The 18,876-nt window shown below is 58.7% G+C and carries 14 protein-coding genes; 9 read left to right on the forward strand and 5 right to left on the reverse strand.

Annotated features, from left to right (window positions below; translation table 11 throughout):
• Nucleotides 1-349 precede the first annotated feature (349 nt).
• On the forward strand, nucleotides 350-1,132 hold the full coding sequence (locus ACTORR_RS25180; RefSeq protein WP_081272915.1) for an SIR2 family NAD-dependent protein deacylase: 783 nt from the start codon (nucleotides 350-352) through the stop codon (nucleotides 1,130-1,132).
• Here the strand turns inward: ACTORR_RS25180 and ACTORR_RS25185 are convergent.
• From ACTORR_RS25185 to ACTORR_RS25195, 3 genes are all read right to left on the reverse strand, one after another.
• The gene (locus ACTORR_RS25185) at nucleotides 1,129-1,665 is read right to left on the reverse strand and encodes a GIY-YIG nuclease family protein (protein ID WP_281690743.1); all 537 of its coding nucleotides are present in this window, start codon (nucleotides 1,663-1,665) and stop codon (nucleotides 1,129-1,131) included. The two genes, ACTORR_RS25180 and ACTORR_RS25185, sit on opposite strands and share 4 nt — an antisense overlap.
• Before the next feature lie 55 nt (nucleotides 1,666-1,720).
• On the reverse strand, nucleotides 1,721-2,743 hold the full coding sequence (locus ACTORR_RS25190; protein WP_064590764.1) for a helix-turn-helix transcriptional regulator: 1,023 nt from the start codon (nucleotides 2,741-2,743) through the stop codon (nucleotides 1,721-1,723).
• Between the two features lie 84 nt (nucleotides 2,744-2,827).
• Nucleotides 2,828-4,924: an AAA family ATPase gene (locus ACTORR_RS25195; protein WP_064590760.1), complete on the reverse strand. Its 2,097-nt coding sequence runs from the start codon at nucleotides 4,922-4,924 to the stop codon at nucleotides 2,828-2,830.
• Nucleotides 4,925-5,128: 204 nt separating this feature from the next.
• On the opposite strand from ACTORR_RS25195, the gene ACTORR_RS25200 reads away from it, so the two are divergent.
• The 3 genes from ACTORR_RS25200 to ACTORR_RS25210 are packed head-to-tail and all read left to right on the forward strand — an operon-like array spanning nucleotide 5,129 to nucleotide 12,088.
• Nucleotides 5,129-6,346 (forward strand): hypothetical protein, encoded by a 1,218-nt coding sequence (locus ACTORR_RS25200; RefSeq protein WP_064590757.1) that lies wholly within the window; start codon nucleotides 5,129-5,131, stop codon nucleotides 6,344-6,346.
• Nucleotides 6,343-8,337 (forward strand): hypothetical protein, encoded by a 1,995-nt coding sequence (locus tag ACTORR_RS25205; protein ID WP_064590744.1) that lies wholly within the window; start codon nucleotides 6,343-6,345, stop codon nucleotides 8,335-8,337. The genes ACTORR_RS25200 and ACTORR_RS25205 overlap by 4 nt, the downstream gene beginning before the upstream one ends.
• On the forward strand, nucleotides 8,321-12,088 hold the full coding sequence (locus ACTORR_RS25210) for a DEAD/DEAH box helicase (RefSeq protein ID WP_064590741.1): 3,768 nt from the start codon (nucleotides 8,321-8,323) through the stop codon (nucleotides 12,086-12,088). Before ACTORR_RS25205 ends, ACTORR_RS25210 begins: the two co-directional genes overlap by 17 nt.
• On the opposite strand, the gene ACTORR_RS25215 is transcribed toward ACTORR_RS25210, so the two are convergent.
• Nucleotides 12,089-13,198 (reverse strand): helix-turn-helix transcriptional regulator, encoded by a 1,110-nt coding sequence (locus tag ACTORR_RS25215; protein ID WP_064590738.1) that lies wholly within the window; start codon nucleotides 13,196-13,198, stop codon nucleotides 12,089-12,091.
• Between the two features lie 110 nt (nucleotides 13,199-13,308).
• On the opposite strand from ACTORR_RS25215, the gene ACTORR_RS25220 reads away from it, so the two are divergent.
• Nucleotides 13,309-14,187 carry a hypothetical protein gene (locus ACTORR_RS25220; RefSeq protein WP_064590736.1) on the forward strand — a complete coding sequence of 293 codons (879 nt, stop codon included), beginning with the start codon at nucleotides 13,309-13,311 and terminating at the stop codon, nucleotides 14,185-14,187.
• Nucleotides 14,188-14,206: 19 nt separating this feature from the next.
• Here the strand turns inward: ACTORR_RS25220 and ACTORR_RS25225 are convergent, their stop codons facing one another.
• The gene (locus ACTORR_RS25225) at nucleotides 14,207-15,079 is read right to left on the reverse strand and encodes a helix-turn-helix transcriptional regulator (protein ID WP_064590733.1); all 873 of its coding nucleotides are present in this window, start codon (nucleotides 15,077-15,079) and stop codon (nucleotides 14,207-14,209) included.
• A 121-nt stretch (nucleotides 15,080-15,200) separates the two neighbouring features.
• Here ACTORR_RS25225 and ACTORR_RS25230 point away from each other — a divergent pair, with 121 nt between their 5' ends.
• The 4 genes from ACTORR_RS25230 to ACTORR_RS25245 all read left to right on the forward strand — a co-directional run bounded on the left by ACTORR_RS25230 (nucleotide 15,201) and on the right by ACTORR_RS25245 (nucleotide 18,874).
• Nucleotides 15,201-15,470, forward strand: coding sequence for a hypothetical protein (locus ACTORR_RS25230; RefSeq protein ID WP_064590730.1), 270 nt, complete (start codon nucleotides 15,201-15,203; stop codon nucleotides 15,468-15,470).
• A gap of 155 nt (nucleotides 15,471-15,625) precedes the next feature.
• Nucleotides 15,626-16,435: a ubiquinol-cytochrome C chaperone family protein gene (locus ACTORR_RS25235; protein ID WP_064590728.1), complete on the forward strand. Its 810-nt coding sequence runs from the start codon at nucleotides 15,626-15,628 to the stop codon at nucleotides 16,433-16,435.
• A gap of 28 nt (nucleotides 16,436-16,463) precedes the next feature.
• Nucleotides 16,464-17,612, forward strand: coding sequence for a hypothetical protein (locus tag ACTORR_RS25240; protein WP_064590725.1), 1,149 nt, complete (start codon nucleotides 16,464-16,466; stop codon nucleotides 17,610-17,612).
• Nucleotides 17,613-17,932: 320 nt separating this feature from the next.
• Complete coding sequence (locus ACTORR_RS25245; protein WP_064590722.1) at nucleotides 17,933-18,874, forward strand: ATP-binding protein; 942 nt, start codon at nucleotides 17,933-17,935, stop codon at nucleotides 18,872-18,874.
• The last annotated feature ends 2 nt before the right edge of the window (nucleotides 18,875-18,876 follow it).

Here is an 18,876-nt window from a genome sequence, read left to right on the forward strand (position 1 = left end):
AGAACCGCGAGCTCAGATCAGCCCTGCGAGCGGAGCAAGCGCACGTAGAGCAACTACAGCGCCAGGTGGAGATCTTGAGGGCTTTGCTTCCTGTAGTTTAAAAGTTATAAATTCTATTTCACTTCAAGCGTAATTGAGAGGGCCGATTATGCCTGTAAGACTAAGACCTTCTACATTAGTATGCTGCGAATGTGGCTGGAAGAAGACGGTTGCGCCACTGAGCGATGCCCTAAGCCCAGCAGACTGGTGTGAGCGATGTGGGCATGATGCGTTGAGCTTGCAAGCAACTAGCGCGATCGACCGCATACTGGCCGAGTGGTACGCGAGGTTGTGGAGATAAGGGCGACTTATGATTGAGTTTCTTGGGGCGCGTTTACGTCGCGCGCATCATGTGGTGGTGTTCACAGGCGCGGGTGTCTCGGCAGAGAGTGGCATACCAACATTTCGCGATGCCTTAAGCGGTCTATGGGAATCATTTGACCCCGCTGCTTTGGCGGCTGCCAATGCCTTTCGCATGGATCCTGCGTTGGTATGGGGGTGGTACGAATGGCGACGAGCGATGGTACTTGCCGCTATCCCTAATCCTGCCCATTTGGCTATAACTAAACTTTCTGATCAATTGCCCAAGCTGACGCTAATTACCCAGAATGTTGACGATTTACATGAGCGGGCGGGTTGTCATGAGGTCATTCATTTGCATGGTAGCTTGAACACGCCACGTTGCTTTGCGTGTGCGCGCCCCTATAAATGGAATATAGAGGCTGAGCATGAAATTAAGAATATGTGCAGGATCGAGCCACCACGCTGTCAGCATTGCAACGGTAAAATCCGACCTGGGGTGGTCTGGTTTGGGGAGTCACTACCGGAGCAGCCTTGGCGCAAAGCGCTAGCAGCTGCTAAAGATTGTGATCTGCTGCTTTCAATCGGGACTTCGGGCTTGGTTCAACCTGCGGCAGAAATTCCCAGAATCGCTAGAGAGCACGGTGCTTTGATTGTGCATATCAATCTCGACTCCGAGGCGTTTGAAGAGGAGAAGGCGTTTAGGCTGGTCGGTAGAGCGGCAGAAATTCTACCGCGCTTACTTGACCAGATGAGCGAAGAGCAAAGGTTTCCTAGCCGACCGATAGCTTAGCGAGCACCTTGCCTGCCGAACATAGGCCTATTCAGTGCCCATAAACCATCCTCAATGGCTTGGATGACGCTATTGTCGACATTCTGAGCGAACCGCCATGCTTGAATGTTCAACGCTCCTTCTAGTTCTGGCAACCAGTGGCAGAGCTGCATGGCATAGGTGCCTTTGTTGCCGAATCCCAAGTGCTGCTTGATTCGTGAGTGCAGGTCTGTGGAGCTTCCAACATACAGCAATGCAGAGGCAGCATTTACTCGGCAGTAGGCCCGATCATTTCTCCCGGCTGACTTTGCCGCCTTAAATGCTTGATGCAGAGTTTCAGATAAAGTTTGCTCGACGGTGAATTGATATATGTAACGCCCTTTGGGGGCGGACAAGGATTTCAGTTTCTCCAGCAACGTAGCGCGATTGCCATTGTGGATTGCACTAAAGGGAATGCTTACCTGGTAGGACTCATCGATAGTTGCCTCTTGAACGCCCGCGGCCAGGTTGTGTAGCTGGGTGGCAATACTATTCAGCATGGAAGAATTTAGCATGATGTTGTTACTTCATTCGAGCTGGGTTGAACACGTGACGAGTTATGCCGACTGCTTACAGTGAGCAATCCTCATGCTCATACGCTGCGACAGCGCGGCGTAATGAGTCGCACACTTGTTGGCGAAGTGTTGCAGGCTCATGTACCACGAATGAATCTCCTAGTGAGAGAATCCACCAGTGCAGTTGCCAGGTATTAGTTACAGTCGCTTGAAGCTGGAAGCCTTGAGCCAACGGCTCAAGCACCATATCTGTGCTCAAAGGCGTCTCCCGAATCAAACGAGCTTGCTGCTCACTCACCCAGGCCTTGAGGCAGATTTTTTCCGGCTTGCCGAAGTGCAAGGCGTCGGTGGCGAGGTAGGTTTGCAACTCGAAGGACTCCAGCCCTTGGCAGGTCGAGTCGAGCACCTTCACTGAGCGGAAGCGGTGTACCGCGAATTGCCGGACATCGGTGTAGGGGGCTGCGGTTGCAATCAGGTAGGTGACCAGTCCGCGCTGTACGATGGCCAACGGATTGAGGGTCAACTCGCTCTGCTTGTCGCTGTGCGCAGAGTAGTACTGACACCGAACCTGCTGTTCGCTAATCAATGCGTGCTGCAGGGCCTCTAGGGTTTCTGGCTGGATCTGCGGGGCGCGGAGATTGAAGTCAGGTCGAACACTTGCCACTTTGTTGGGCCAGCGAGCGGCAGGGTTATCGCCTCCGAGGCCTCTGAGCTTTTGCCGAGCGTGCTCGAAGCGTGGTTCTAGCGTGCTTAACATACTCCCCGGTAGCAACGGGCGAACAGCATCCTCCACCAGAGTGAGGCTCACCGCTTCAGTCAGAGTAATGCCCTGCAACTCGACACTCACACCTGGCTTCCAGAACCAACCGAATGGTGTGCCTGCATCGTTGCATTGTAACGGGAACACCAGAGAAAGGTCATGCAGGTCGCGTTCGACGCTGCGGCGGCTGATTGAGTAGCCAGCAGCCGTCAGGCGGGTATGCAATTCAGTCACGGTGATGCCGGGAGAGCGTTTGGGAAGTTGCTGTAGCAGCTCCCATTGACGGCTCAAGGCGTTGTGGGTCTTGGTAGAGGGCACAAAACGCATCCTTGTTGTGTAAAGGCTGGCCACTGGCTAGCAGTATGACAGGTTATCTGCCTATCGGCGTCGAGAGGACGACCTTTAGTGCGTCCACTGCTGGAAGCCAATAGAGCGTTGCTGGCCGGTGGCCTTCAAGCGGCATTCGGCCAGCAGCGCGGCGGCCAGTTCGTCGGCATTGGCGAACGGTTTGAAACGCGCACGTCGTGCCACCGCTGCAAAATCACCAGGGGTTAGGAATGCTTCGTTGCGCAATCGTCCAGTTGCGCTTTGTTGCGGGTCCTTAAGCGACAGCGCTTTGAGGTGCGCGGCGAATAGGGCCTGGGCCTGGGCTGTATTGAGGTAGCCGAAATGCACCTTTAGGTCGAAGCGCCGCAGAGACGCCTCGTCCAGGTCGCGGATCAGGTTGGTGGAGGCGATGAACAGCCCCTGGTAGCTTTCCATCTGCGTGAGCATTTCATTGACGGCGGTGACCTCCCAGCTTTGCCGAGCCTTGCGCCTGTCCTGCAAAAAGCTGTCAACCTCGTCTAGTAGCAGGACGGCATCTTCCTGTCGGGCGCGTTCGAAGGTGCTCGCCAGATTCTGCTCGGTCATGCCCACGTAGGGCGACACCAGGTCGGATACTCGCTTGACCATCAGCGGCTTGTCCAACGCTTGCGCCAGCCACTGGCCGAACGCGGTCTTGCCGGTTCCGGGCGGGCCGTAGAAGCATAGGCGTGCCTGAGGATGGGCGCGTAGGCCGTCTACCAAACCGTCTAGCGGTTGGTCGGCATTCACCCACTTTGGCGAGTAGAACGTAGGCAGCCCCTGGTCGGTACATTGCAGCTTTTCGAATCCCTGCGCCCTCAACGTGCCGTCGACGATGCAGCGAATAGTACTGTCCAGTACCTTGCTGGCGCGCGGGGCCACGCTAAGCCCAACGCGCACGGCGCGCTCTAGTACAGCCGGGGTGATCTGCTCATGGGCGCACAGTTGCTCCACCAAAGCGTCGCTAACCTTGCCACCGCCACATTCACGCAGCATCTGCTTGCGTTGCGCTAAGGGTGGGTTGGGCACTTCAATTACCAGATCGAAGCGCCGTATGTGGGCAGCATCGATCGCTTCGATGCTATTACTCAGCCAGAAGCACGGCAGAGCGTTTTCTTCGAGCATGCGGTTGATCCAACCTTTTTGCGAGCGGTTACTGACAGCTGCCTCCGCTACCTGGAAGATGTCTTCGATCTCGTCGAGCACCAGCACGGCTCGTTGGGAATGCAGCACGCTGTTGGCTGCGCGCAAGGAGCACAGGCGTTGCTTGGCCGAGACGGGGTCACCGTCGCTGTTGGTGCAAGCGACTTCATAGAGTGCGCTGTCCAGCCGGCTGGCGATTAGGCGCGCCAGTTGCGTCTTGCCAGTGCCGGGAGGGCCGTACAGCAGTATGTTCACGCCGGCTCGCGCTTGGGCAAGGGATTTGCTCAGGTAGCGTTCGGCGATTACCAGTGGCTGCCTGATATGGCTGTAGTGCTCCCAGCTCAAGGTGCCGGGCGGACTGGCGCGGAATGCATAAGCAAACAGCTCCAGTGGCGTCCCTTTGCTGAAACGCAGCAAGCCTGGCAGGTCCGGATTGCTGATCGATAGCATCGAACTGAGCGCCATCGCCGCACGGTTGCTGGAGCTGATATCCAGCAGCCCAGTGCGCATCAGTGTGCTGTCATGCGCAAGGCACGACTCGACCTGTGATAGGGGCAGGGCCAGCAATACGGACAGCACTTTCAATGCCCGGTTGAATCCCAGCATGCCCAATTGGTCGGTAGCGTCATTAAGCGTCGGATCGCTGTGCATCAGCACGCAGAAGCCCAGCACCTGTAGCTCGGCGTCGGGCAACGCCAGCAAGTCGCCCAACGCTTCGAGGTTGCCTGCAAGATTGTCCGGGTACGGGGTGCTTGGGTGATCTTCCGGAAAGCTGCGGGCACATTTTCGTAGCGTCGACAGGGCTAGGGATGGGTTGTAACGGTCATCGTCTACCCATTGGGCGAGGCCCAGTTCATGGGCCAGGTCATCGTCATTGAAACCGTGTCGGCCGATGAAAGTGCGATGTCCACCCAGCTCTAGCAAGAGCTGGAAACTCCACTTGATCGACAGCGCGCAAGTATCTACCGCACGGTAGCTGCCGTTTGCGAAAGGGTTTAGACGGGCGGCCATACTGATCTCCTCTTGCTGTAGAGCCGTCAGCTTGGTGTAGATGGTAGTCAGAATGTGTCGTCTCTATCGCCGTCAGAGAGTAAAGATGGCATATTGCCTGCAATTTTGATTTGGCCAGTCCAATGGTTGCAGACCACGACGTAGATTGTCGGGATCAGATGCAATGATTGCCATGCGTTGTGTCTTTCTCAAGGATGTGTGTTGATGCTTACCGTTCTATCCCTGCTCGATGACAGGTTGCGTCCAAAGGGATCCAGAGACCCCTTGGCCATCGAGTCCATCTGGAGCGCTGTGGGCCGCAAGCTAGTAGGTAACCTGACCACGGTGACCAGTCGTGCTGACCATTTCATTGTGGCTCTCCTGGCCTGCCGCTATGCCCATGAAGGTTCCAGATCCCGCTCCCTTGACGATATACAGGAACGTTATGCCAGGGCCGAGCAACTGGCTGCCTACCTGCGACTGGATGCCTCTGTGCAGGCCAGCCTGTTAGGTCGCCAGCTAGCCGTTGCCAATTTCAGGCGCGACTCGATGGCGCTGGGCATGCACAAGAAAGCCCAGATCCTCAGCAATCAACTCAGCTACGGATTGTGGGGGCTGTATTCCTCGGCATTGCAGGAGGCCGGCCTGATCAAGGGCAGCGACAGGCGCTTGACCGGCGCAGGGATCGCCCTGACGGATGCCTTGCTAGACACCTTTGGCCTGTCGCAGTGGCAGCGATTCGGCGAACTGGCGAGCCAGGGCACGGTAAGAAAAGCGCAGCTGTCGCCACTGGCTGGTAGCTTTGCCGCCCTGCTCGATCATCAAGGCATGCGTAAACAACTGGTGTCGGCGCTGCTGCGGTATGCCGGCGCGCGGCCCTTGCAGTTGGCGTTGTATGAGGCGGTTCAGCAATGGTTGCCAGTGTCCGCCGAGCAACCTGTATCGGCTCGACTGTTCGCTCGCTGGGCGGTGGCCGCCAAGCAGGTCGATGCGCAGGTGCAGGACGTTCTGAGGCAGATCCTGTCGTTGCAACCGCTTCTGGTCTTCGCCAACATCGTGGTCGTCTGGTTGCAAATGCAGAACGGGCGAACCCGCAGTGAGTTGGTCAAAGACCTGCGCTCGCGGCTTGGTGCGCCCTTTATCCACCCGGGTTGGGACCGGCCCGGTCTACCTCATGCCCGCTTTCTCCAGTGTTTGACCGATGCCGCCAATGATGGCGATGCGGGTCGGGTCATCGACCAGCTCATGGAGCAGAATTCGGCTGTGACGGGCGCACGGGGAGGGGCGGCCTGGCTTCATTGGGAGGGCGACAGGCTCAGGGTCAGGGTCCCTGTCGATCGCGCCAGCCTGCCTGAGGATCTGGCTGCACATTGTCATCAGGCGTGGGACTACAGCTTTTTCCTTCACGCCTTCCTCGCCATTGCCAAGGCCGGTCACCCATGAAAGCACATACCATCAGTGACGCGTTTCGCCAGTGCATCGGTGAGCGTGAAGTGCGCTTTGCCTTCTTCACGACCTACAGTTTTGAACCGGACTTTTTCGAGCTCGAAGTCATTCCTTTGCTCCTGGGCGATCAAGCGCTCTCAAGTCAGGATGAAATTCGCTATGTCCAGTTGCAGGCCTTGATGCAGGACAAGGCCCGGCGTTTCGCCGTGGCCCATGACGTGGATGTGTTCAATCCTGCCGCCGGCAGTCGCCTGGAAGTCGACTACTTGCCCATACGGGTCGGCAATGGCTGTCAACATTCCAAGCTGGCGATCCTTGTGGTTCAGGGGGAGGATGACGATGCGCCGGTTATCGTATTGGCGGCAGGGTCATTCAACCTGACCAAGGCGGGGTGGTGGGACAACATCGAGGTTGGCCACTTTGTCGAACTTCGGGCGACCCGTGCTCCAGGCAATGTCCTTGAGCCGCTGCGTCGTGCATTGCAATTCTTCCAGGCCGCCACACCGACACCGGCTCTAAACGGTATTGTCGAGGTGCAGGCAGGGTGGTCGCCGAGTGCCGATGATCCTGACTGCAGCTTTTATTTCTCAGGGGCGGCACCTGAGCGCCTGGCATTTCTCGACTTCATTCATCAGCACCTGCGAGCGCCATCGGCTGCGAAAGCGTCTGGCACGCTGGAAATCATCAGCCCGTTTTTCGGCGAGACGCCCACCTGTGGCAGTACGCAAGAGCTGATGAGCGAGTTTGCGACAGTGCGCCTGTTGCTGCCCTATGACGAAGAGCGGCGTGCGTTGGTCGATCCGGCAGTGTTCAGTGCCTTCCACGTGGATCAATGGTGCGACTGGGCCGGGCATTGGCACAACAGCCACAAGGTGCACGACAAGCCGTTTCGTCGTCTTCACGCCAAGATTTTTCAAGGGCTGGGCAAACGGCCCTGGCAATTCGTCGGTTCGGTGAATTTCAGCCACAAGGCATTTCAGGTAAACGTCGAGTCAGGGTTCCTGCTCCAGGGGCGGGACCTTGTGCCGTTGCTGGCACCTTCGCCGGTCAGTCTCTCGGGGTTTGCGGCCGACCCTGGCCTGCAAACCGCCGAACCACTGGACGGGTTGACGATGCCCGTTTTGCGCCTGGCCTACGACTGGGAAAGTCAGGTGCTGGAGGTTACGGCTCAGCAGTCGATCAGCGGCGATCTGGTGCTTCTGGACAGTTCGCAATGCAGCATCGGCACTCTGGGTTTCGATCGGGCCGGGCAGATAGCGCAGCCGCTGCCGGCGTTACGTGAGCAACTGCAGCGTTCTTCACTGCTCAACGTACGCTGGCAGTCAGGCACCGATCGCGTGGAGCGTTGGCTCATGGTCTCGCAGTACAACATCTACCGTCGTCCCAGCCATTTGCCGGCCATGGACCTGCAAAGCCTGCTGCGTCTGTTCATCGAGATGCGCTTGAGCAAGAAGATCAGCCAGTTTGGCGAGTTGGCCCGGCAGCTGCTCAGCAGGCGTCGCGCCAACGACGTGGTGGATGAACAGTTGTCGGAAATGGTGGATGAGGGGGAGGGCAGGAGCTTTTTCTCAGAGTTTTCACAGGTCAACAGTGCGTTCTGGCAACTGGAACGCACACTGGCGCTGGCTGAGGCCGAGGGCAATCATAAAAAGCTGGCGTATTACCTCGCAGGCTGTCAGCCCGATTCCTTGCAGGCCATGCTGGACAGCGTGAAGGATGGCGGCCGCGATGAGGAAACGCTGGTTGTGCGCTATTTGACGCTGGTCAGCATGCAGAGCGTGTTGAACCGGTATCCGGGGCACAGTTGCGTGACCCTGGTCAGGGGCGTAGAGGCAGTCATCACCGAGCTGGAAAACGACGAGCTGCTGGGTCACCTCGACGAGGCTGAAGGCAGGCGTTTTCTTGACTGGTTCAGGGCTCAATTTCAGCGTCCCTTGAGCGCTGCGAATTCACGCAAGAAGGATGTTTCCCATGCAGCGGATCAATAAGGCCACGGCCGAGGCAGTTATTGATTTTTCAGGCAACAACCGCGACCTCCAGGGGCTGGCCGAGCAGCAGCTGCTGGGCGCCGTCGCCTTGTACAACAAGCTTGCGGACCACCGGGTAGCCTACCTTGCCGATGAGGTCGGTATGGGCAAGACCTATATAGGCCTTGGTGTGGCTGCCTTGATGCGGCATTTTAACCCTGGTCTGCGGGTGCTGTACCTGTTGCCGAAAAACAACGTTCGCGACAAATGGATCAAGGATTATCGAGCGTTCGTGCAAAGCAACTATCGGCTCGATGATCTGGCGGTCAAAGGGCTGGGCGGCGGTCCGGTCACGCCCTTCAAGGACTGTCGGAACCTGTCCGAGCTGGTGCAGACAGTCGCCAGTGGCAATGAGCGGGATATGTTCCTCTGCACATCGATTTTCAGCTTTGCGCTGGGCAACACGGTTGCTCAGGTGCTGAACAGCACCCGGCAGTTTGAAGAGTTAATGCCGCAGTATCGGGACCTGATGGCCCCTTTGGTCAGGCAACTGAGGGCTATGAGCGGTAACAGCAAGCCTGCTGAGCTCAAACGCAAGGTCAAGGACGTCTGGATGCAGGCGCTCGGCAAGATGCTGCCGCGCTTCGACCTGGTTGTGGTGGACGAGGCGCACAACCTGCGTGCCGGCCGTGAAAGCAGCGACCGTAACCGCTTGCTGGCGACCTTGCTGGGCGACAACCGACGGATCAAGCGACTGTTGCTGCTGTCGGCGACGCCATTCGATCGCGACCTGGGTCAGTTGCGTAACCAGCTCGCATTGTTCGGCTTCAATCGCCAGGCAGACCTGCCTCAGGGGAGCGATCCGGCCGATCCCGACATGCGTGCGGCGCTCAGTCGCTTGCTGGTCCGTCGCCTCAATACCCTCACCCTCGACAAGGTGGCCCACACGCGCAACATGTATCGCCGCGAGCATCGCAGCGGGGAGGCTGCGGAGGTGAAGTTGACCGTTGCGCAAAAGCTGTTCGCCGCGCTGTTGCAGAAGAAGGTCAGCGAGCATCTGCAGGAGAATTGCTCGAATCGCTTTGAACTGGGGATGCTGGCTTCGTTCGAGAGTTATCTGCCAGGCGAAAAGAACCAGCCCGTGGAGTTCGACGGTCTTGAGGCCGTGAGCGAAGGCGATTCGTCACGCGACGCGGCAGACCGCAGTGTCGTCGAATACCTGGTGGACGATTACGAGAAGTCCTTCAAGCGCAGGCCGCCGCACCCCAAAATGGACAGCGTGTGCCAGCAGACACACCGGTTGGCGTTTGTCGAAGGCAAGAAACAATTGATTTTCGTCCGCCGTGTACGCAGCGTCTCGGAGCTTAAGTTCAAACTCGAAGAAGCCTACGACCACTGGATTGGTGACTACATCGGTGGCGATGATGCCGTTGCCAGGATTTTCCAGCGATACCGGGCGCGCACAGTCGAACGCAGTCACTCGCTCATTGAGAATGAGGCCGCCGACGGGTTCGAAGCGTCGGCCAGCAGCGACAATTTCTTTACCTGGTTCTATCGAGGACAGAATCCTGAGCTGGACGGTGACACGAGGCTGGGGCCGTTGCCGTCCTACTTCCGTAGCACGCTGTTGCAAAGCCGCTTGTTCGAGACGAACTGGGTCTCCCTGCCGGGCATGCCAGTGGTGAACTCGTTGACTATCGACTGGGGCGTGATTGGCAAGAGCGAGTCGGTTGCCAGCCCTGGGCAGCGTTATCGACTGGCGCAGTATGCGTATCTGCGGGCCGTCGCCGAGGGAGGGGACGGGGCTGCGACGGTCGCAAGGCACGTGCTGAATGTACTGTTCGAAGGGTTTCAGGCCATGTGCGACCTGGCTGAGCCTTCAGGGCTTGCCCGTGAGCTTGCGCGTTCAACGCTCTGGGACAGCCTGCGAGGCCATGACGAGCTCAGGGGCCTGGCGCCGCAATGGAGCGCCGAGACATTCACCCAACTGGCCACGTTGAACAGTGGTGAGGTCGACCGGCTACTACGCAGGCTGAGTACCCACCAGGAACTGCTGGGGGTGCTATGCCGTGTGGATCATCCTTTCATCGACCTGTATTCACTCAGGCACGCTCGCAGGGAACGGGACGGTGATGCAGATGGTTCGTTCATCGCGGCACTGGCCGGGCTGTTGACGGTCCAACAGGCAGACCACACCCCGTTCAGCAGTTACCAGATACTGCGTGACACCGCCCAGAACCTGGACCTGTTGATCAAGCTCAATTTTCCTGAGGTGTACTCCAGGCCGGTGAGCGGCCTGACCAAGTACCTGGCCAGCCAGGTCCGTTCCACATCACCCATTCGCGGTGCGACCGGCGAAAACAGCGGCAGCCGTACAGCGATTGCCGCCCTGTTCCGCATGCCGGGTTATCCCCGAGTGCTGGTATCTACCGATGTCTTTCAGGAAGGTGAAGACCTGCATACCTTCTGCGACAGCGTCGTCCACTACGGTATTTCATCCAGCCCTATCGCCCTGGAGCAAAAGGTCGGCCGTGTTGACCGGGTCGGCTCGCTGGCGCATCGACGCATGCATTCGGCCGGTGCCGGTTATGCCGAGCATTTCATTCAGGTCGGCTTTCCGCACATCCGTCAAAGCATGGAGTTCTATCAAGTGCGTCAGGCTGCCGCCAACATGAACGCCTTCATTCAAACGCTGCATGCCGTGGGCCAACAAGGTCCGCGCTTCAAGCGCGAGCTGGAGCTGCATGAAGAGGTGGTGGACCAGGCCCCCGTGCAGCCGCAAATCCTTGATTTTCTGACCAGCCACTATGAGATCACGGACAACGATATTCAGGGCGATGACTGCAGTCGGGCAATAAGCTACCAGGCCGATGCTATGAAGCGGCGCCTGGCTCATGTCAAAAACCAGTTGGGGGCCACGCTCAGGGATCTGACGGGTGATCCGCAGCTGTTCGTGAGGGAGGCTGGCGATGGCTGGCACTTGTCCACGACGGGTCGCAAGCCCCCACACGCTGGCGCGCCGTGCGTCACGGTGCGCAGCGCCGTTGGCATGGCTGAATTGCTGGTATCGGCGACCTTGCCCGGTGAGATCGAAGACCCGGGCGATATCGACAGCCCCATCGGGCGTGTGCGCTTTGTTCAGGCACTGCAGGCCGATCCGTTCAGGCGCCTGTCGCAGGTTCCGGGCACCGACAGCTCAAGGCGACTGGCGGTGCAGTACAGCGTCGACAATTACGCGGGCAGCGACGGTGTGCTGATTGGCGACGAAATTCTTGACGTCTATCAGCGTGCCTCAGGTACGCGGCCTGCATCCAGTAAATGCCCCGAGCAAACTGTGCTGCGTGTCCACGAGATGGTGGACAGGCTGGTACACGACACGGAGCGCATGAGTGTGCGGCGTCTATCGACCTGGCGGCTTGAGTTCTGTTTCAAGCTGGAGGGGCGATACCAATTGGTACGATGGGGGTTCAAGGGGCAGTACGTGATGTTCAGCGCCAAGGTGGTCAACCGTAAATGGACCCGAAAACTGGCCACGTTCAAACGGTTCAGTCAGTCCCCCCTGGTGGAGCACACGCTGGGTCGCAACGCCCGTTTTGAACTTGTGGACTTTCATGTCGACCATGATGAGGAGCTGAGCGTACGCGCGTGCCACCCGGTGCAACACCTCAATGAAGAAGAACTGATGTATATCGCCCATCAGGTCGCGTCCCAGGCCGACAGGCTGGGACACGTACTGATGGGGCGGGAAGGGGACATCGGCGGCGACGACTGATCAGTGCGAGTGGCTTTCGTGCGCCGGGCGTTCGTATTGGCCCAGTGCATTGCGCAGTGTCTTGTACACCTCGGCACGTAGTTGAGCGGGAGCCAGCACCTCGATGTCTGCCGCATTGCTGAGCAGGAACAGGCGTAGCCCTTGGGTGTCGTCCAGCCGGCACGCCAATATCCATCCCTGTTCATCCAGCGTCATGACCTGACTGACAGACAATGGGTTCTCGGTGAGCCGGTTGTGGAGATTGGGGCTCAACCTGAGTTTCAGGTCGACAGGCCCGTCGCCATGGATCGTCATCAGGTCCCGCTGTGCTTCCGTTGACTGGGGATCGTAGCCCGGTGGTTCGGCGATGCTGGCCACCGTCGTGCGGACGCTGACTACGCGGTGGAGCATGAGTGCGCAGGTAGTGCCAGGCCCGTTGCTGCTGTACTTGCCACGAGGGGCTCCCGCTTCAGGCGTTTTGTTTTCTGGCCACTCCTCGCTGTCGACGTATGCCGTCAGGTAAACGTTCGAGTCCTGGTAGGAGAGCGTCAACGGCTTGAGCAGGTAGGTGCAGGTTACGTCGCCGGCTTCTCGTGGCCTGTACACCAGCTCCAGAGACTCGTCATTCCTCATGGCATTTTGGATGGTCTCGAGGTGTTCGGTGTTGTAGTCCCCCGGATTGAGCACGGTAAACCGGGTTCCTGTCCTGATACGTCCTTCGGCCAGCAGGTTGCGTTTGGCGCCGGCAACGACCGAGTCGGCGGCGTAGTTGCGCAACGTGGCCAACTCGCCCAGCGCAGCACTAAATCCGAAGCGTTCTGCATGCTGGAAGATGGCGGTGAGCGTCATGGACTCTGCAGGCGAAAGGACAAGGTCGAGGCTCGCGCCGTTGAGCTTCCAGTAGCGGGCCCTGAGGTCTTTTCTCCCTTTCGTGACCTCCGTTATCACTTTCTGCCTGGCCAGGGCTTCAAGGTCACGGCGGGTTGTCCTGCTGCAGTACTGCGGATAGGACGCTTCCAGGGCCGCATGAATCTTCTTGGTCGTCAGTTCGCCCCCGGCACGATGGAGAATATCCCTGATGAATTTGCGGCGTTTCTCGCGATTGGGTGCGGTGTATTTAGCGGCAGCCAATGGAATTTTCCTCGCGGGCAAAATACGGACAAAATAGTGTCGTATCGATAGATACCATTCTTCTCGCTGGCACGCAATTCTGCGCTGAGCGCCAGCCCACAGGAGTAATGATGAAAGCCAAACAAGCCCACGCCACCCTTCCTCACGTCCCTGAATTCATAGGCTGGCTCGCGACCGAACTGGACTCCCCGACCCTGGCCAAGCATGCGTACGTCGATCGCCGCACGGGCAACGAATGGTCCTGCGACAGCCTCTACGGTGCCTACCAGGCCTACGCCTGGAATCATCCTGGCAACGCCCGTCTTTCGTTCAATCCTGGCGTGGACTCGGTCAGTAACTCGAATGCACTGGAGGCTTTGCGCCGCGATCTGCTAGCCGCTGGCAGCGACGATGATCTGATGCTGCAAAGTGCACTCGATGTCATGGCCTGGGGCGGTGTCACGGCACGCAACGCCCAGTGGCTCAAGGAAAACAAGGCTGGGCTGGGGCGCATGGTGCAGGATGTGAAAGCAGCGTTGATCAAGAAGGACCCCGATGCCCCGATCCTTCGCGCCAAAACCCTGCGGTTCAACTCCGGGATGACCAAGATCTACTCGCTCGTGTGCCCTGATTTTGTGATCTACGACAGTCGCGTGGCCGCGGGCCTGGGCATGCTGGTCGTGCAGTACTGCAAAGCGAAGGGGCTTACCAAGGTGCCGGCGGGTCTGAATTTCCCTTGGGCAGCGGCAAAAGAGGGGGCTAATACGGTTACCCCGAAGAACCGTAACCCCAGCGTCGGAACGCTTCAGTTCCAGCGGCTTCGCTCGGGTTCGCACCATGCGCGCTGGAACATGAATGCTAGCTGGATTTTGAGCCAGGTTGCCTGCCATGTGCTCAACGCCGGCAACCCGTTCCGCGTTGGCGCGACGTCTGCCCAGACCTTGCGTGCCATCGAACAGGCGCTGTTCATGATCGGTTATGACCTGGGGGCTGCCACGGCTGCCGAGTGAGCGAAGCGTGCTGTTCGGTTCAGTCATATAACCAGGCTTTGAGCTCAGCAAGATTCTTCACCATGATCTGCTGGGCTTCCGGTTTCGGGTCCAGGTTCTTGGGGTCGATCTGATACCGCTGCAAAACGTACTTCACCAGGGCCTGGCGGGTCACGATCTCCAGCCGACCATCTTCCATGCCGTAGTCATGGTGAATGATCGCCTTCTGTGCCTCGCCCAGGCGTGAGTCCGGTTCAATGATCACTGACACTTCGGTATTCCAGGCCTGGTCCTTTGCGATGTCATTTCCGTTGCTCTCCAGCAGCCCGGGCTCTCCTCGCATACGGCTGAGCACGAAGTCGCGATAGGCCCCATTCTTCTCGCAGTAAGCGCGAACATGCCAGCGCATTCCGGTGTACACCAGCGTGTGCGGCTCGATGATCCGCGTTTCCGGCTTGGGATTGGCAAGCGAGACGTACTCCATCTCAAGGCGCAGGCCTTCCCGACAGGCTTTGAGCAGCGGCCGCAAAATCTCGGGTTGAACACTGCGATCGGGCACCTGAAGCACGAGGGTATGGGCATACGCCAGCTTCAGTCCTTCGACGTGTGGCGCTCGCTCGTTGTTCTGTGAAAGCAGGTCGAGGTAGGCGCTTGCACTGCGGTCGATGAAGCACGGCTTGAACGAGCGCGTCGGCACGTACCCCTTGATCTGCTTGTCATATGTCAAGTTTCTTGACGCATGCTCGGTGATGTAGGTGTTGATGTCTTTCGAGGCTTGCTGGCGGCTGATACCGAAGCTCTGCATCAAGTGACCCGTGGTCAACCGGCCCTCCCACCAGGCCACGGTCTCGATCAAGCGATAGCGAAGTGCCAGGTCCCAGCGGACTTGCGAGATGGATTGTTTGCGTTTCATGGCGCCTCCGTGTGAGCGAATACTTTACCTGTACAAGTCCACACTATAGACCTGTCGTTAAAAGCGACATATCGTTTTTGTGGTGTTGATTGCAAATGGCCACATGAAGGGGTGGTGAGATATGGATATGTATGACTGGGTGGCAGTGGGTGCGCTGGTACTGATGGGCGGGATCTTGCTGACGCTGCTGGTGCAGTACCTGCGGTTGCAGGAGATCTGGCAGACCGTCGGAAAGTGCCGGGAGTCGATGCGCTGGGCACGGATCTGTGAAAGTGAAAACCGGGAGCTCAAGAGAAGCCTGCGCGTCCAGCAACGGCTCAATGCCCACCTCCTGCAGCGCATGCGAGCCCTGCAAGGTACTGCGCCCAGGCTGCCCAGCAAGCTGCGATGAACAGGCAAGCCGGGCGCCGGCTAGAAACGAACGCTCGTGAAGGCCCCGACTGACAGGGGTGATTGGCTAAAGTTTTGCGGCGTGGCGCCGATAGCGTGCCGAGAAACTATGACTGCTGGCAGCGGCTTGCCTGGACGGATTTCGAGGGGTGGTTGATGGAAAGCGAAATTGATATCAATGGGGACACTGAGCTTTTGCAGCTGCTCAGTGACGCGGATCCAGCTGATGTGTCCGCTTTAGTCGACTTCTTGACCGACTCGGGCAAGGGGCGGTTGTCGATGGCAAGTGAAGTGCGCGAAGCACTTGAGTCGGCGAAAAAGAAGAGCAAGTTTTCCAGAGGCGTACTGTTGCTGCTAATTCGTGAGCTTCAGCATTATGGCGGCAATAGCATCGTCAACCTTTTCCGTCGCAACGGTGTGCCCTATGCCGAGATCGTCGCCGACGTGCTTAGCCATGTGGGTGGGACGAGCAGTAAGGACGAGCCGGTGACGAGCCTGGAGCTCAAGGTGCTGGAGAAGTTGCTCTCTCAGGCCTGGGAGAAAATGTCGCCGCAAGAGCAGGCCGATTTCTCCAAGGGCTTCCAGAATGAGACAGGTGTGCTAGGCGTATCGTTCGCCGCGATTCAGGCAGCCATACGACGCGGTGGGCCTGCCGCCATACAGGCCGCGCTTCTGGCAAACAATGCGTTCGCCCGGTTGGCAATGGGCGGCGCTTTGGCTGCTGGTGCCAATATCATCGCGGGACGGGCAGCCGGGCTGGCATTTGGTCCTGTGGGTGTGGCACTGACGGGTATTGCGGGGGCTCACACCCTGGCGAGCCAGGCCTACCGGGTAACGGTGCCTTGCGTCGTGCAGATCGCCTACATCCGGCAGAAGAGCGCGCTGGTCACTTGTTCCGCCTGTAAGGCGGGCAGTACGCGTGGCACCCGATTCTGCGGCGAATGTGGTGCGGCGTTGGCGCAATGATCAATCCAATCTGAATCTGGAGCCCGTGATGGAAAACAACCTCCCAGTACCCAGCGCCGCCAATAGCGAGCAAGCGACCTGGTTGATCGGGCGATCTGCCGAGCAGCCCCTGATGAGTGTCCAGCTAGCGACGGAGCAACTCATTCCCGCTGGCGCCAAAAAGGTCGATGCTGCCAGCTTGGGCATCGACCGATTGGGTCCATTGCTGCAAACACTGCCCAATCTGATTGTCGCCAAAGACGTTGCTCAGTCTCGTTATATGCAGGTGGTCATCGATGGCCCTCTCGCCTCGGTCGCCAATGGCGACGGCTATCGCGCTTTCTCAATCCAGGGCGGAAGGATCCGCGAGCATGCGACCTTGTTCGAACCTGAACGGCTCAAGCAATTGGTCAGCTCTGCTGCGATGTTCCAGATCGCGTCTGCTGTCGTGGCGCAAAAGCATTTGGCCGATATCAGTGCCAAGCTCAGCGAGATCCAGGCGGGGGTGGAGGGCATTGCCAGGTTTCAGGTCGAGGAGCGCAAGTCCAAGGTCAAAGGAGCGCTGAACTACCTCGGGCAAGTCACGCCTCTGGTGCTGGCCGGCGAGTTGAACCCCGCGATCAGGCAGAAGCTGGAAGATATCGAAGTGGATCTAGGCGCGATCCATGATCACTTGGAGGGCGAGCTGGTGGCGCTGGCCAAGCGAGCTGTGGAGCACAAAGCGCCGGGTCTTTTCGAAACCACGGCGGGATTGACGGCAGCCTTGAAAAAGATGCAGAGCGAATCCGATGAGCGAGCAGAGGAGTGGAGGCTGTGTATGGGAACCCGGTTGGTGGCCTGCCGGCTGTTGGGCTCATTCCCTGGAGAAGCTGCCGTGGTTAAACAGCGTCAGGCGACGCTCGACAGGGTGGCGGCTGACTTCCTGGGGGCGCATGGGCACTTGTCCACCTTCAAGGGCGCTGTCGAGGACCGAGTCAACAAACTCTCCTCTTACCTGGACTCCCAGTCCACGATCCAGGCAAACCGCTTGTCCTTGAGGGAGTGGGAGGAGGAGACGCTGCCCGTGTTCATGGCGAGCGCAAAAAGCGATATCGGGAAGATGCAGCAATTGCTGGTCGAGCAGCGATCGCCCGTTATGTTGACGATAGAGATGCGAGGTAATGAGGTGGTTGGAGCTTATCAAGCCTCTGCCACGTGACAACTAAGTGGTAGTGGCAAATGGCTATTAACCATAGTAGTCTCGCCAGCACTTTGATGTCAAAGCGCTGTACTGTCTGAAAGCTTCACGGATGAACATGCATTGGATACGTCAGCGAGGTGCTTTGGTAGTCATGTCCTGGGCCGCCGAAGGTTCCGGCTTCAAGTGCCCGATATCAGCCCTGGATACCTTCGGCCTCACCAGCGGACCGCCCTCTGGTGCCTTCTGCGTTCAGCTCATCACCTGTTCATCATCCGCGCGCGGTTTCAGTCGGTAGAACGACTGTCTCCACGCGTCCCCATGTCTCACAGGCTAACTCCATGCACGATAACTCTCCTGGCCAGAATCCGGCGCCACCACGCGTGGCCGATCCCGCTATTAACGCCCCGACCTTCACGCTCAGGCCAACACGTTTCACGTTGAACGATGATCTGGTGCTGTCGGCCAGGACACGTCTGCAACTGGACGAGTGTTTGGCGCGCCTGCGCTTTCATCGCACGATCTACCAGGACTGGGGCTTCGCTGCCGTCGACCCGATGGGCATGACCGCCATCCTCAACTTCTATGGCCCGCCCGGTACCGGAAAAACCCTGTGCGCCGAGGCCCTGGCCGGTCAGCTCGGGTTGCCGTTCATGGCGCTGGGAATTGCTGAACTGGAAAGCAAGTTCATGGGCGACACCGCGCGCAATATCCAGGCAGCGTTCGCTCAGGCGACCGAGACCGGCGCGCTGTTGTTCTTCGATGAAGCCGATACCTTGCTCGGCAAGCGCCTGTCTTCGGTCACCCAGGGGGTCGACAACGAGGTCAATGCCATGCGCTCGACACTACTGATCGAGCTCGAGCGGTATGAAGGGATTGTGGTCTTCGCCACCAATTTTGCCGGCAACTACGATGAAGCGTTTCGCAGTCGCATCGGCTATCACATCGAGTTCAGTCTGCCCGACCTGGCTGCCCGCGAGCAGCTGTGGTCGCGCTTTCTGGTCGAGCAGATTCCCCTGGGCTCGCCGCGCGATCTGCTGTTGACCGAGGCGGCCATGCAATCGGAAGGGCTGTCGGGTCGAGAGATCCGCACCTGCATGCGCCTGGCGCTGCCCAAGGCCTTGCTGACGGCTGAGCAGCAAGGCAGCCCGGCCCAGTTGCAGATGGCCCATATCCAGCTGGCCATCGACGAAGTACAGACCGCCCAGCGGCAGGTCGCCACCCACACCACCCACGCCACCAAGGATGCCAAGCGGGCTAAGGCCCTGCTGGGTATCGACTGACG

This window comes from Pseudomonas sp. SAR267 (genome assembly GCF_052077595.1).
Taxonomy (GTDB): domain Bacteria; phylum Pseudomonadota; class Gammaproteobacteria; order Pseudomonadales; family Pseudomonadaceae; genus Aquipseudomonas; species Aquipseudomonas vlassakiae.